At 68.1% G+C, this 13,725-nt stretch carries 14 protein-coding genes; 4 read left to right on the forward strand and 10 right to left on the reverse strand.

The window, feature by feature from the left end; translation table 11 throughout:
* Positions 1-68: 68 nt before the first annotated feature.
* Positions 69-908 carry an isoprenyl transferase gene (locus ACWF0M_RS03615; RefSeq protein WP_452234036.1) on the reverse strand — a complete coding sequence of 280 codons (840 nt, stop codon included), beginning with the start codon at positions 906-908 and terminating at the stop codon, positions 69-71.
* Positions 909-1,397: 489 nt separating this feature from the next.
* Between ACWF0M_RS03615 and ACWF0M_RS03620 the strand changes: the two genes are divergently transcribed.
* The 4 genes from ACWF0M_RS03620 (at position 1,398) to ACWF0M_RS03635 (ending at position 4,899) form a co-directional block, all read left to right on the forward strand.
* Entirely contained in the window at positions 1,398-2,009 is a 612-nt protein-coding gene (locus ACWF0M_RS03620) for a hypothetical protein (protein ID WP_452234037.1), read from the forward strand.
* Positions 2,003-2,989: a hypothetical protein gene (locus tag ACWF0M_RS03625; RefSeq protein ID WP_452234038.1), complete on the forward strand. Its 987-nt coding sequence runs from the start codon at positions 2,003-2,005 to the stop codon at positions 2,987-2,989. Before ACWF0M_RS03620 ends, ACWF0M_RS03625 begins: the two co-directional genes overlap by 7 nt.
* 888 nt (positions 2,990-3,877) lie before the next feature.
* Complete coding sequence (locus tag ACWF0M_RS03630; protein ID WP_452234039.1) at positions 3,878-4,258, forward strand: hypothetical protein; 381 nt, start codon at positions 3,878-3,880, stop codon at positions 4,256-4,258.
* Positions 4,255-4,899: a hypothetical protein gene (locus ACWF0M_RS03635; RefSeq protein WP_452234040.1), complete on the forward strand. Its 645-nt coding sequence runs from the start codon at positions 4,255-4,257 to the stop codon at positions 4,897-4,899. Before ACWF0M_RS03630 ends, ACWF0M_RS03635 begins: the two co-directional genes overlap by 4 nt.
* A 5-nt stretch (positions 4,900-4,904) precedes the next feature.
* Here ACWF0M_RS03635 and recO read toward each other — a convergent pair whose 3' ends face one another.
* The 9 genes from recO to ACWF0M_RS03680 all read right to left on the reverse strand — a co-directional run bounded on the left by recO (position 4,905) and on the right by ACWF0M_RS03680 (position 13,720).
* Positions 4,905-5,657, reverse strand: coding sequence for a DNA repair protein RecO (gene recO, locus ACWF0M_RS03640; protein ID WP_452234041.1), 753 nt, complete (start codon positions 5,655-5,657; stop codon positions 4,905-4,907).
* A gap of 12 nt (positions 5,658-5,669) precedes the next feature.
* Positions 5,670-6,491, reverse strand: coding sequence for an SDR family oxidoreductase (locus ACWF0M_RS03645; protein ID WP_452234042.1), 822 nt, complete (start codon positions 6,489-6,491; stop codon positions 5,670-5,672).
* The gene (locus ACWF0M_RS03650; protein WP_452234043.1) at positions 6,488-7,477 is read right to left on the reverse strand and encodes an aldo/keto reductase; all 990 of its coding nucleotides are present in this window, start codon (positions 7,475-7,477) and stop codon (positions 6,488-6,490) included. Before ACWF0M_RS03650 ends, ACWF0M_RS03645 begins: the two co-directional genes overlap by 4 nt.
* A 114-nt stretch (positions 7,478-7,591) precedes the next feature.
* Positions 7,592-7,882 carry an SAV_915 family protein gene (locus ACWF0M_RS03655; RefSeq protein ID WP_452234044.1) on the reverse strand — a complete coding sequence of 97 codons (291 nt, stop codon included), beginning with the start codon at positions 7,880-7,882 and terminating at the stop codon, positions 7,592-7,594.
* A gap of 63 nt (positions 7,883-7,945) precedes the next feature.
* On the reverse strand, positions 7,946-9,403 hold the full coding sequence (locus ACWF0M_RS03660; protein ID WP_452234045.1) for a GNAT family N-acetyltransferase: 1,458 nt from the start codon (positions 9,401-9,403) through the stop codon (positions 7,946-7,948).
* 42 nt (positions 9,404-9,445) lie between these two features.
* Positions 9,446-11,311, reverse strand: a complete 1,866-nt coding sequence (locus ACWF0M_RS03665; protein ID WP_452234046.1) for an ABC transporter substrate-binding protein — start codon at positions 11,309-11,311, stop codon at positions 9,446-9,448.
* 62 nt (positions 11,312-11,373) lie between these two features.
* Positions 11,374-11,580: a hypothetical protein gene (locus tag ACWF0M_RS03670; RefSeq protein WP_452234047.1), complete on the reverse strand. Its 207-nt coding sequence runs from the start codon at positions 11,578-11,580 to the stop codon at positions 11,374-11,376.
* Entirely contained in the window at positions 11,580-12,641 is a 1,062-nt protein-coding gene (locus tag ACWF0M_RS03675) for an ABC transporter ATP-binding protein (RefSeq protein ID WP_452234048.1), read from the reverse strand. The genes ACWF0M_RS03670 and ACWF0M_RS03675 overlap by 1 nt, the downstream gene beginning before the upstream one ends.
* On the reverse strand, positions 12,638-13,720 hold the full coding sequence (locus ACWF0M_RS03680) for an ABC transporter ATP-binding protein (RefSeq protein WP_452234049.1): 1,083 nt from the start codon (positions 13,718-13,720) through the stop codon (positions 12,638-12,640). Before ACWF0M_RS03680 ends, ACWF0M_RS03675 begins: the two co-directional genes overlap by 4 nt.
* Positions 13,721-13,725 lie beyond the last annotated feature (5 nt).

Here is a 13,725-nt window from a genome sequence, read left to right on the forward strand (position 1 = left end):
CAACGAGCGTAGACGCTCGTGGGTCTGCTTCCGGTTCCCACCCCTTCGCGTCTTGTGGTACCGCGGGATCAGCTGTCCGCGGCGACCTCGTTCGGGATCGCGCCGCCGTACCGCCGGTCTCGCTGCGCGTAGATCTCGATCGCCCGCCACAGGTCCCGCCGGTCGAAATCCGGCCAGAGCGTGTCCAGGAACACCATCTCGGCGTACGCGAGCTGCCAGACCAGGAAGTTGCTCGTCCGCTGCTCCCCCGACGACCGGACGAACAGGTCCACCTCGGGGATGTCCGGCGCATAGAGATGCCGGGCGATCGTCTTCTCGGTGATCCGGTCCGGCTTGAGCTTGCCGGCAGCAACTTCCGCCGCGATCGACTTCATCGCGTCCGCGATCTCCGCCTGACCGCCGTAGTTCACGCAGAACTGCAAGGTGATCGTGTCGTTGTCCTTGGTCCGCTCCTGCGCGTACTCGAGCTCGTCGATCACGCTCTTCCACAACCGCGGCCGCCGCCCCGACCACACCACCCGGACCCCCATCGCGTCCAGCTCGTCACGCCGCCGATGGATCACCTCACGGTTGAACCCCATCAGGAACCGCACCTCTTCGGGCGACCGGGCCCAGTTCTCGGTCGAGAACGCGTACGCCGAGATGTACTTCACCCCGATCTCGATCCCGCCCTTGATCACATCGAGCAGGCTCGCCTCCCCCGCCTTGTGCCCCTCGGTCCTGGGCAGCCCCCGCTGCTTGGCCCACCGCCCGTTCCCATCCATCACGATCGCCACATGCCGAGGCACCAGTTCCTTAGGCACCGCCGGCACCAAAGCCCCCGAAGAATGCCGCTCCGGCGCCACCACCACCTTCCGCTCCCCCCGCCCCACAACCCCCCGACCCCGACGACGACCAATAGGCGACATACCCCAAAGTCTCCCATCCCCCGCCCATCCCCACCCCACGTGCCCCAACCCCGTGCACCCACCGCCACCGCCCCAAGACTTGCGCGCCACCGCCGCGCCACGACTTGCGCGCCAACGCCGCGCCCCACAACCTGCACCGCCGCCGCCCCGCCCGCACCCACCAGCCCACCGCGGCCCCTCCACCCGCACAACCCGACGGCCCCGGCCCCCCATCACGCGACCTCGCCGACCAGCCCTCCCCCAGCCCTCTTTGTGCACCAAATCCGCATCCACCGCCTCCGCCCCCACGGACCGGATGCACAAAGCCACACCACGCCGTACGCCGCACCACCCCTCCCCCAACACCAGCCCCAACCACCCCGACGCACGGCCGCCCCCGCCCCCCACCGCCCGCTGCAACAACCTGCAACCTGTGGACAACTCCCGACTTCGAACACCCTCCGTATGCCACCCTTTACACAACAACACCCAAGAACGGAGCCCCACCCAATGCCCCGCCGACCGCTCTTCACCGCCGTAGCAACGCTCAGCACCTTCACCCTGCTGACCGCCTGCAACGCCTCCCCCGAAGCCGGCCGGCCCAACACCACCCCGACCACAACCTCCCCCACCCCAACGCCGACGCCGACGAGCCCCTCAACTCCGAGTTGGACCCCGGCCGAACAGGCCGCCATCACGGCGGCCAAGGCGCGCTACATGTCAGCTCGAGCCGCCATCGATGTCGCACTCAACAATCCCGTCACCGCAACGGATGCCAAACTGTTGCAAGCCGGCACCGGCGGGGCTTGGCTGGTCCGCGTCTTGACCGACGTGCAGTTCAACCTGGAGCGCGGCTGGTATCAGAACGGCAAGATGGCCGTCGCAGTCCTGTCCGTTGCATCGGTCAAACTCAAGGCCGAGCAACCCGAGGTGCGACTGAACGTGTGCCTGGACACCTCGAAGATCGGCTTGTACTACCAGAAGACCCACCAACCTGTTCCCGGCATCCCCGCAAACGGCAATCGCCACAAGATCCAGGCTCAGGTTGTCTACGCTCCGGCCACCGGCCAGTCCACGAAGATGTGGTACCTCGTCGACGAGAAGGATCTAGGTTCATGCTGAGGCGTCTCGTCACCCTCACCACGGTGACGCTCGCGCTGATCTCGGCGGACCTTGTGGTGCCCGCATGGGCACGAAGCACCACTCCGCCTAAACCCGAAGGCGACTACGTCCTCGTCTGTTACAGCAGCCATATCTGCATCTGGATGCTGGGCTCCACCATTAAAGATCCGCGAACAACGACGAAGCCGGGAAAGAAGCCCGCCAAGTCGACCACCAGGACGCCGGAGCGCGTCTGCATGGACGGCGGCGCTTCGCGTGCGTGTACGTCGCGCCTCGGCAACTGGTCGAACAGCCAGCAGTGTTACCTGCGGAGACTCAGCCCGCAGCCGCCGAAGAGCGACCCCTCCTGGCAAGGCCACACCGACGGCGCTATCTGGATCTGTGTTCACGAGCAGGGCATTCGGTTCGTGACGCGGTGGATCTGGCTGCCCGGTAGGCCTGACACCGTGGTGGTCGACCCGGTGACACTGGTCTACGAGGCAATTGGGGAAATGCACCTGGCTCCCCCTCTCGTCAAGACGGCGCCGGCGCCTGGTCAGATCGGTCTGGTGAACATGCCGGTCTGGTTGTGGGTGACGAAGTCGGAGAACACCTGGGGACCCATCGTGCGGAGTGCGAGCGTGCCTGGGTTGACAGTGACGGTGACGGCACACGTCAAAGCGATCAACTGGTCCATGGGCGACGGCACGACGGTCCGCTGTGAAGGGCCGGGGACGCCGTACGACAAGTCGGTGGGTGTGAAGGCTTCGCCTACCTGCGGCCACCGCTATGTGAAGACATCGCAGAAGCTGCCGAGCTGCAAGTACCCCGTGAACGCGATCGCGCAGTGGGACATCACTTGGCAGAGCAGCTTGGGTGATAGCGGGCAGATCGCCATGACCCAGCAGGCCGCGACGCAGCTCCGGATCGGACAAGCAGTCCCGGTGCTTGTCGATCCGAACGGCGGCGAGGTCGTCGCGCCCAGCGCCGCCGCGTGCTGACGAGGAGACCCGGGCCCCCTGTCGGACTGAGGCCGCTTCTCGCGGTGGCTGACTGGCGGTACGTCCCCTGGCTTGTGGCGGTACGTCCTCTGGCCTGGGGAGGTACGTCGTCCGACTTCGCTGGCTTCTTCCTGTCTGGGGCGTCGAGTCGTGGGATTTGGTGGCTGGATGCAGCCTGAATCCACGACTCGCGGTTCCGAGGACCGACCAATCGCCACGACTCGCCGTGATGCGTGGCGATTCCACTCGGCGGCCGGGCGACGCGCCCGTGCGAGGCAGCCGCGAGGCACGGCTGGCGTGGCTGCGCGGGGTACGGATGGCGTGGCTGCGCGGGGCACGGGTGGCGTGGCTGCGCGGGGTGCGGGTGGCGGGGCTGCTCGGGGCACGGGTGGCGTGGGTGCGCGGGGTGGCTGCTGGCAGGTCACTTCGCCGGTGGTGGGTTGCAACCCGTCAGTGGCGCAACGAGCTGGTAGCGGTACGACGCCCGGCGGGTTCACTGCCAGCGGCACAACAAGTTGGGGGGCGCTGGTAGCGGTACGACGGCTGGCGGGTTCGCTGCTGGCTGCACAGCAGGTGGCTGGCTCGCTGTCGTCAGCGGGAGTCGGTGCCGGGTCTACAGGAAGTGGCTGCGGGAGGGCGTGCTGTTCGGTGGTGCTGCTTGAGGGGCGGCTTTGGGCTTGGCGGGGGTTGGTTGGTGGGTGGGGGTGGGTCTGGCGGGGGTGGGGTTGTGGATAAGTTCCGCGGGAGGTGGGTGGGAGGTAATAGATTCGGGGGATGACGAGTTGGGCTTCTGTTGGTGAGGTTGGGGCGGATCTGGCGGGGGTGCTCGCGCGGTTTCGGGCGGGAGCGTGGGCGTTCAGTTTTGGGGATGGGGTTCCTGAGGCGGTCATGCTCACGTACGACGAGTTCGAGGACCTCGGGGGCGAAGCCAAGTTCGTGGTTGGCGATGAGGTGGTCGAGCCGGCGGTGCTTGCCCGACAGCTGTCGCAGATCGTGGAGGGCGCGCGGGCCGGGACCGGGGCTCCGGTGGTGTGGGGTGCGGATGGTGAGCCGGAGGCTGTGGTCATGTCGACGGCGCAGTACCGCGACCTCCGCGGTGATGATCACCCGCCAACTGGTGTTGTCGACGATCCCACCGTGCGCAGGTACGCGACAGAGCCACTCCCCGGCAGCCGCCCCCTGGACCTGGACGAGTGGGCTGCTCGGATGGGGCCTGAGACACAGGAACTGCTGGAGGAACTGCGGCGTGAGGACCGAGAGGAGTCATGAACCTCGGGGTCGGGTACCGGTTGGTGGCGGGGCCCGATTTCGATCTCGACTATCGCCGGATCGATGTCGCGGCGAGCGGGAATCCGTCCGGTCCTGCGGCTGCGCTCCGACGCCAAGTGGTGCGGGCGATGCTCGATCTCGCCGCAGGCAAGTCCGACGGGCATCACGCGCTGACCTACGCGCGAGGGAAAGGTGATCTGCGTGACTGCGTGACGGCGTACCTCCAGTCGGATCCGGGACGACCGGCGGACTATCGGCTGGTGTTCCGGGAGCTCGGGCCGACAGCACCGGGTGAGCTGGCGCGGCGGGAGTTGCTGGCGATCAAACCTCGCCGCGGACGGAACAACATCTATGCGCATGTCTGCGCCCGCCTGAACCGCAGTCCGAATGATCGGCAACCCGGCCTCGGCCGGTTCGACGGCTGGCAGGAGTTCAGCGGGGGCGTCGCAACACGGCAAGCCGAGCTGGATGCGAAACGTGCGATCGCTCATGCATGGGCGGGCCAGCAGCCTCTGCAATCCTCACGACCGGTCCTCATCGGAGCGCCGCCCAGGACCCCGAGCCCAACCGCAGGTCCGTCTCGGGACCGTCCAAGGAATTCACGGCCAGGACCGACCGGGTGGCCGGGGCGGGAGTGGTGAGTGGGTTAGCTGGCTAGGTGGGGGTTGGGGGTTAGGTCTAGGTGGGGTAGGGAGCGGAGTTGGTTTTCTTGGTGGTAGGTGAAGAAGGCTGCTATCAGGCCGGTGGATTCTCGGCGGGTTCGGGGGTCTGCTTGGAGGGCGGTGGGCCAGTCGCCGGTGAGGAGGGCGGCCAGGTGGGCGACGGTGGCGAGGGACGGCATGGCTGAGGCGGGTGGGCGGCAGGTGGTGCAGACCATGCCGCCGGCGGCGGGGTTGAAGGCGCGGTGGGGGCCGGGTTCGCCGCAGCGGGCGCAGTCGTCGAAGGACGGGGCGTAGCCGGAGATCGCGAGTGAGCGCAGCAGGAACGAGTCGAGGACGAGGGCCGGTTCGCGTTCGCCGGTGGACAGGACGCGGAGGGCGCCGGCCAGGAGCAGGTGGTGCTGGGTGGCGGGTTCCTTCTCCTCGACGACGAGGCGGTCTGCGGTCTCGAGCAGGACGGTGCCGGCGGTGTAGCGGGCGTAGTCGTTGACGATGCCTTCGCCGTACGCCGAGATCGACTCGGCCTGGGTGATGACGTCGAGGGTGCGGCCGGTGGCGAGCTGCAGGTCGACGTAGCTGAACGGCTCGAGCCGGGCGCCGAAGCGTGACGACGTACGGCGGACGCCCTTCGCGACCGCGCGGACCTTGCCGTTGGCGCGGGTCAGCAGCGTGGCGATCCGGTCCGCCTCACCCAGTTTCTGGGTGCGCAGCACGATCGCCTGATCCCGGTAGAGCGGCACGAGGTCAGTGTCTCATTCCCGGCCGACATACTCCTCGAGGCTGATCGGCTGATGCCCGGTGATGTCGGCGACAGCGGTCGAGACGTGTCCCATTTCGCCGCTGGCGATGGCCGCGTACGACGTGACCCAGCCGGCCACCTCCCACGGGGCGGCGCCGTAGGACTCGCGGGACCGGTAGGCCTCGTCGAGCGTCTCGGCCTCGTACCGCACCTTGCGGCCCCAGGCCTCCGTCAACACCCCGGCCGCCTCGGCCAAGGTGAAGGCCCCGGGGCCGGTCAGGTCGTAGGTCGCGCCGCCGTACCCGGACCCGGTGAGCACCTGCGCCGCCACCGCGGCCACGTCGTCGCGGGCGACCGCGGCGACCCGCCCGTCCCCCGCCGGTCCGCGGATCACGTCGTCCGAGCCCACGAACCCGGGCACGAAGTCGAGGTACAGGTTGTCGCGCAGGAACGTGAAGTCGACACCGGTCGACCGGATGTGCTGCTCGGTGTGCCAGTGGTCGCGCGCGAACGTGAACGTCGCCCCCGGCGCCGCCCCGACGAAGGACGTGTAGACGATCCGCTGCACACCAGCAGCGACCGCCGCGTCGACCGTTGCCTTGTGCAACGCGACCCGATCCGCCGATTCCGTTGCACTCAGCAACATCAGTACGTCGACCCCGTCCAGCGCCGACAGCAGCGCCGCGTGTTCGCCGTACGCCGCCTGCGCCACAGAGGCACCGGGCACCGACGGAGCCCGCGCCGGATCCCGGACGATCAGCCGCAGCGGTACGTCGGTCAATCGTGCGACGATCCGCGACCCGAGCTGTCCGGTCGAACCGGTGACGCCGATCACTTGCCCACCAGGTCCATCCCGCCCTGGGTGTACCGCTGCCCGGCCACCGCGTCCGGCGGGAACGCCTCGTCGAGCTCAGCCAACTCGGAGGCGCTCAACGTGACGTCCAGAGCGCCGAGGTTCTCGGCGAGATAGGTCCGCCGCTTCGTCCCTGGGATCGGCGCCACGTCGTTGCCCTGCGCAAGCAACCAGGCGAGCGCCAACTGCCCAGGCGTCACGCCCTTCGATGCGGCCAGCGACTGCACCTGCGCGACCAGGTCCAGGTTCCGCTGGAAGTTCTCGCCCTGGAACCGCGGCAGCCCTCGCCGCATGTCATCCGAAGGGAAATCCTCTGGAGACTTGATCTGCCCGGTGAGGAACCCGCGCCCGAGCGGGCTGAACGGCACGAACCCGACGCCGAGCTCACGCAGCGTCGGCAGGACGACGGTCTCCGGGTCCCGCGTCCACAGCGACCATTCGCTCTGTACGGCGGTGATCGGGTGTACGGCGTGCGCCGTGCGCACCGTCTCGCCGTTCACCTCGGACAGTCCGAGGTACCGCACCTTGCCGGCCTCGACCGCAGCGGCCATCGCCCCGACGGTCTCCTCGATCGGGACCTGCGGGTCGCGGCGGTGCAGGTACCAGAGGTCGACGTGGTCGACACCCAGCCGGCGCAGCGAGGCGTCCAAGGCCTGAGCGGCGTACGCAGGCGAGCCGTCGACGACGGACGGCAGCGCCGAGGCCGACGCCGGACGCTTGAATCCGAACTTCGTCGCGAGCACCACCTGGTCGCGGCGGCCGCCCAGCGCACGGCCGACGAGTTCCTCGTTCTCGCCGTCGCCGTACACGTCGGCGGTGTCGATGAAGGTGCAGCCCGCGTCGATCGCCGCGTGCAGGGTCGCGATGGACTCGGAGTCGTCGGCGCGGACGCCGTACGACTGGGACATGCCCATGCAGCCGAGGCCGAGGGCTGAAACGGTCAGGTCACCGAGCTGGGATTCACGCATGCCTCGAACCTACCGCCGCGACGCCGCCCGCGGGGCAAGGGGCCGGGATTCCCGCCTGGACAACGGCCGCGCGTCAAGGGACAAGGGCACACGTCAGGGGACAACGGCCGCGCGTCAAGGGACGAGGGCAGGCTGAGCTGGGTACGACGGCTGCACATCCGGGCCGACCAGCACGGGGTCGAGCTGGATCCTGGTGACACCGAGTGGCGAGAGCGTCGCACGCAGGGCTTCCTCGGTCAGGCGCATCCATTCCTGCTGCGGTCCGGACGCGGTGCGGAGGTTCGCGAGGGTGGTGAACGCGATGCCGACCCGGTGACCGTCGGGGAGGCGGCCGATCTGCGGTGCGGCGATGTCGCCGAGGGAGTGGACGGGGACGAACCAGTCAGTGGTATGCCGAGGCTTCACACCCCGAAGCTAGGCGTTCTCGTTGCCCACAGCTCCCTTTCTTGCAGAGTTCGCACAGGTCTCTCACAGAACCAGGTGAGTGGGTGTGTTGGGCGGGCCGGACTGCAGCAAGCGCTCGATCAACGCGGGCAGCTCCCGGGGTGCGAAGGGTCCGTCATAAGCAGCGAGTTCGGTCGATGTCCACCAGCGCATGTCGTAGACGTTCTCGGCACGGAGTTCTTCGGCAGTGAGACAGCCCGCGGGCGTGAAGTGGTCCGTGCGGATCAGGAAGTAGTCGTTGATGACTCCGTCGTATCCGGTTGCGTGGCCCTCGGCAACTACTTCCTGGTGCCAGAGGTGCGGCGGGTCGGCGAAGTCCCGCAAGCCGACCTCCTCTACGAGTTCGCGCCGCAGCCCCTCGATCACGGTTTCGCCGGCCTCGAGACCGCCGCCCGGGGTAGCCCACAGCGGCCCGTCGCCGAACTCGAAGCGGACCAGCAGGACGCGGTCGTCGGGATCGACGATCACGCCGCGGGCCGCCGGGCGGAGGCTGGGCAGGCGGAGCTCCAGTTCACGGTGCTCTTCGACCGCGCGGAATCCGAAGCGGGTGTTGACCTTGCGCATCGGGGCATTGGTCAGCGCCGTCCACGTGTGCAGGAAGCGTTGCGTCGTACGGTGTTTCGCCAGTTGCTCGAGGTTGGCGAGCTTCAAGAACGTGCCGAGGTTGTGGCCGCGGTGCTCCCGCAGTACCAGCGTGTCGTCCTGCTGGGCGTTCTCGGCGTCGGCCCGCGGCAGATAGATCAGCGTGTAGCCGGCCGGCTCGCCGGCGAGAGTGTGCACCATCGTCACGAGGGCGAGATAGTTCCGGTCGATCCGCGCCTCGCTCGCCTCCAGCTTCTCGACGGTCCACGGCACGACCTCACGGGTCATGCCGCCGGTCGGTACGTCGAGATCCATCGCGGTGTGCAGGTCGGCGTACGCCTGCTGATGTTCCGGCGGGCACAACCCCGCCCACGACGTCAGCCGGTACCCGTCGAGCCGGCCCGCGGAAGAGCGCAGGTCCTCCAGCCGCAGGTCGTCGTACGGCAGCGGTACGACGAGGTGCTCCTCGACATGCTCCACCTCGAACCCGAGCCGCTCCGCGAACGCGGCCCCGGGTGAATCGCCACCGGGTACGCCGAGCTCGGTCTGGACGATCGTCCTGCCGAGTTGCGCCGATCGGGTGACGGCCCACTGCCACAGCGCCGTACCGATCCCCCGCCGCCGATGCGCCGGCGGTACGTCGATCTCGGCCTCGACCGTATCGAGGTTGTCGGTCAGCCGGTACTCGAACAGCATCCCGCCGAGCACCCGGTCGTCCTCGAACGCACCGACCGCGATCCGCTGCTTGAGCGGACCCGGGTTGCGCAGCGAGTACCCGAGGGCCTCGCGACCGGTCACCAGCGCGGCCTCCCGTCCGGCGACCGCGCCGGCCCGGAAGGCGTCGTACCACTCGTCGAACAAGGCCAGGTCGGCCGGGTCGATCTCGCGAATACTGATCACCCGGCCGACCCAACCAAACAATCGGGTCAGAACGCCAATCGTTTAGACCGGCGCGACCGTGCCCTTGTACATGCCCATGATCACGAAGTTGTCCGCGTACGGCGCGTTCTTCAGGATCGGGTCGTCGTCGGCCGGGAACTTCGCCACCCGGGTGCCCTCGAGCGCCGGGTTGTTACCGTAGCGCTCCCAGAGCGGGATGATCGGCAGCAGTTCGTTGAACGCCATCGCCGCGGCGGTGATGTTCTTCTTCTGCTCGTCGACATTCAGGCCCTGAGCGGACTTGTCCACCACGGACTGCAGGTCGATCGGACCCGCCGAGGTGGTCTGCTTGAGCGGGAAGTTCATTCCCTTGCCGCCGGAGTTCGCCGCGATCACGTAGTTGAACGTGTACAGGTCCTGGACGAACGCGAAGTACGGGTGCGGGTGGCTCGAGGCGCCCCAGCCCTGGATGGCGATGTCGAACTTGCCGGCCAGGACGTCCGGGTTCAGCTGGGTGAAGGTGATCCCCCGCTTGGTGATGTTGAACCCGAACTTGTTCAGCTGGTCGGCCGCGTTGGTGGCGGCCGGGTTCCAGTCGGCGAACTCGGTCGGGAACTTGATGTCGTAGGCGGCCGGCTTGCCGTTCGGCAACGTCCACTTGCCGCCGTTCTTCTTCCATCCGGCCGCGGTCAGCAGCGAGGTGGCCTTGGCCTCGTCCTTCTCGTACGCCTGCAGCTTCTTCTGGTCCGCGTCCGAGACCCAGTCGGGCACGAGGATGTCGGAGAAGCCGGCCATGAACTTGCACGGCTTGCCGGAGTCGCCGAGCGCGACGGTGCCGTTCTCGTTGCGGTCCAGCACGTAGGCGATCGCCTGCCGGACGCGGGCGTCCGCGAGCTCCGGGTGCGCAGTGTAGTTGAACACCAGCGACGGGCCCGAGTACACCGGCGGCCGGAGGATCCGGAACCCGCTGCCCAGCAGGGTCTTCTCGGTGGCCACCGCGAAACCGTGGGTGGCGTAGTCGACGTCCTTGTTCAGCACGACCGGGGAGATGTCGGACGTCTCACCGTTGTACAGCACGACCTTGGTGAAGCCGATCTTGTCGGCGAACAGGCCCTTGTCGTTCTTGACCAGCGACATCTGCGCGTTGGTCATGCTCTTCACATCGAAGTTGAACGGGCCCGAGACCGGCGGGTTCTCCGGACGGAACTTCTGGAAGTCGCCGTTCAGCTGCTTGCCCTCGGCGCTGTCCAGGCTGGTCTTGGCCTTCCGCAGGGTCTCGGCCTTGGTCGCCCACTCACCGTAGACCGAGTCCGGCAGGATGCCGGCCCGGAGGATGTAGCGCTCGAGCACGGTGGACGGCGTACCGATGGTGAACACCACGGTGGTGTCGTCCTTGGCGCTGACGTCGGACAGGAACGTCCAGTCCTGCTGGCGCAGCAGCCAGCGCAGGTTGAACGTCGACACGACGTCCTTCGCGGTCACCGGCTTGCCGTCGCTCCAGGTCAGGCCCGAGCGCAGCTTCAGGGTGTAGGTCTTGGTCGCCTCGTCCAGGGTTCCGGACTCGGCCATCATCCATTCCCACTTCTTGTCGGCCCAGTAGTACATGCCGGCGCTTGGGTAGACGAGGTCGAAGTACGGGCTGTTGCTGGCCTGGATGCCGTCGGTGACACCGGCGATCAGGTTGAAGTGACCCTTCGGCGGCAACTGGTACGGGTACGCCCCGTGGAACTCCTTGTTGCCGGACTTGCCGCTGTCACCCCCGCTGGCGTTCGGCTTGCTCGGCGAACACGCGGCCGCTGATCCGATGCCGGCCACGCCGACACCGGCGATACCGAAGATCTGGAGCACGTGCCGACGGGAAATCGCGTTGGTCTGGGCGCTGGCGCCCGGCGCGTTGGTGCCGGAATCGTTGGTGCCGGTGGGACTCATTCCTTCGTCCTTTCTGGACTGACCGCACGCCCATGTGGGTCAGTTACTACTTACTGGTGGGACTAACTACCGCCCTCGCGTTTTTCCCGGCGCCGGGTCAGGATGACGCCGACGACGACCACCAGGCCCAGTAGCAGGCCCAAACACAAGGTGAACAAGGTGACGACGAACTCCGGGGTGCCCGGCGTCAGGGTGAGCAGCAGGACTCCGCTGGCCAGCACCAGGAATGCTGCCCAGCTGAGCGCCACTCGGCCGATCTGGGACGGCATCAGGCCCCCGGCTCATCCGGCCGTCCTGCATCGCCGACATTCGGTACGCCGTCGCGCGCGACCACATGGCACGCGGCGGACTGGCCGGATCGGATCGTGGTGAGCTGCGGGACCGCCCCGTCGCACAGCCCGTCCTCGAACTGCGGGCAGCGCGGGTGGAACGAGCAGCCGGCCGGCAGGTGCGCCAGGCTCGGAATCTCCAGGCTGCGCAGGGTTTCGCGGCCCTTGGTCTTGGTCAGGTCCGGGTCCGGCTCGGGGATCGCGTCGATCAGCGCCCGGGTGTACGGGTGCGTCGGCGCGTTGATGATCTTCGGCGTCGGCCCGAACTCGACGATCCGGCCGAGGTACATCACCGCGGTCTTGCCGCGCCAGCCGAAGTACTTCGCGATCGCCAGGTCGTGGGTGATGAACAGGAACCCGACGCCGAGGTCGTCGCGCAGCCGGCCGAGCATCGCGAGCACGCTGATCCGGATCGACACGTCCAGCATCGACGTGGACTCGTCGGCGATGATCAGCTTCGGGTCCAGCGTCAGCGCCCGGGCGACGGCGACCCGCTGCCGCTGACCGCCGGACAGCTGGTGCGGGTACTTCGGCAGGTAGTTCTCGGCCGGGGTCAGATCGACCTTGGTGAGCAGCTCGACGGCTCGGTCCGCAGCTTCCTTCTTGGTCTTCACCAGCCCGTGCTTGAACAGCGGGGCGGTGATCGTCTGCTGGATCGTCCGCGTCGGGTTGAGCGAGGCGTACGGGTCCTGGTGGACGTACTGCACGCTGCGCCGGAACGTGGTGAAGTCGTTCCGCTTCATCGACCAGATGTCGGTGCCGTCGAAGGCCACCTGGCCGCTGGTCGGCCGGGCGAGGCCCGCCGCCATCCGGGCCGCCGTGGTCTTCCCCGAACCGCTCTCGCCGACCAGGCAGAGCACCTCACCGGGGTTGACCGACAGGTCGATGTTGTCGACCGCGCGGATCGGTCCGGCCTTGGTGTCGAACACCTGGCTGACTCCGCCGAGCGTCATCAACGGCGTCCGGACCGCGTCCTGGACAGACAACTCCTGCGCGCTCATGATGCGGTCCCCAAGTCTTCGCTCTGCACCGCGCGTTCGAGGTGCACGTCCTTCGAGTGGATGCACGCGACATCGTGGTAGTCGCCCGGCTCGTCGGTGATCGGGATCAGCGGCGGGTCGGCCTCGTTGCACTCCTCGGTCGCGTACTTGCAGCGCGGACTGAACGTACAGCCCTTCGGGAGCGCGGCCAGGCTCGGCGGGCCGCCCGGGATCGACTCCATGTCCGGCAGGTCGCCGACGATCGGCGGCACGGCCTTGATCAGCCCGAGCGTGTACGGGTGCCGCGGCCGGTAGAACATGTCCCGGACGCCGCCGGTCTCGATGATCCGCCCGGCGTACATGGTGGCGACCCGGTCCGCGAGCTCGGCGGCCAGCGAGAGGTCGTGGGAGATGAAGATCATCGAGAACCCGAGCCGCTCGCGCACCTCGTGCAGGACGTCGACGACGGACCGCTGGGTGAGGATGTCGAGCGCGGTGGTCGGCTCGTCGAGGATCAGTACTTCGGGTTCGAGCAGCAGGCTCATCGCGATCAGCACACGCTGCCGCATACCGCCGGACAGCTCGTGCGGGTAGCTGTCCATCACCCGCGACGGCTCGAGGCGCACGAGGCGGAGCAGCTCGGCGGCCCGGTCCTCGATCTCCTGCTTGGTGGCCTTGGTGTGCGCCCGCATCGTGTCGTGCATGTGCGCACGGATCTTGAGCACCGGGTTGAACGCGTTCATCGCGCCCTGGAACACCATCGCCGCGTCCCGCCAGCGGAACTGCCGCAGGTCCCGGCCGTCCAGGCCGAGGACGTCGATCTCGGTGCCGTCGCCGCGGTTGAAGGTCACCTGGCCACTGGCGTGCCCGAGCCGCGGCAGCAACCGCAGCAGACCGAGCCCGAACGTAGTCTTGCCGCAGCCGCTCTCGCCGACGAGCGCCAGGCTCTCGCCCGGGAACAGGTCGAGGTCGACGCCGCGGACCGCCTGCACCGTCGTACCGGAACCGGTCCGGTACTCGACCTTGAAGTCGCGGATCGACAGCAGCGGCTTGCCCTGGCCGCCGCGCAGTGCGCGGTCGCTCGAAGATGTCGTAGTCATCGCGA

The sequence above is a fragment of the Kribbella sp. NPDC055110 genome, from assembly GCF_053607525.1.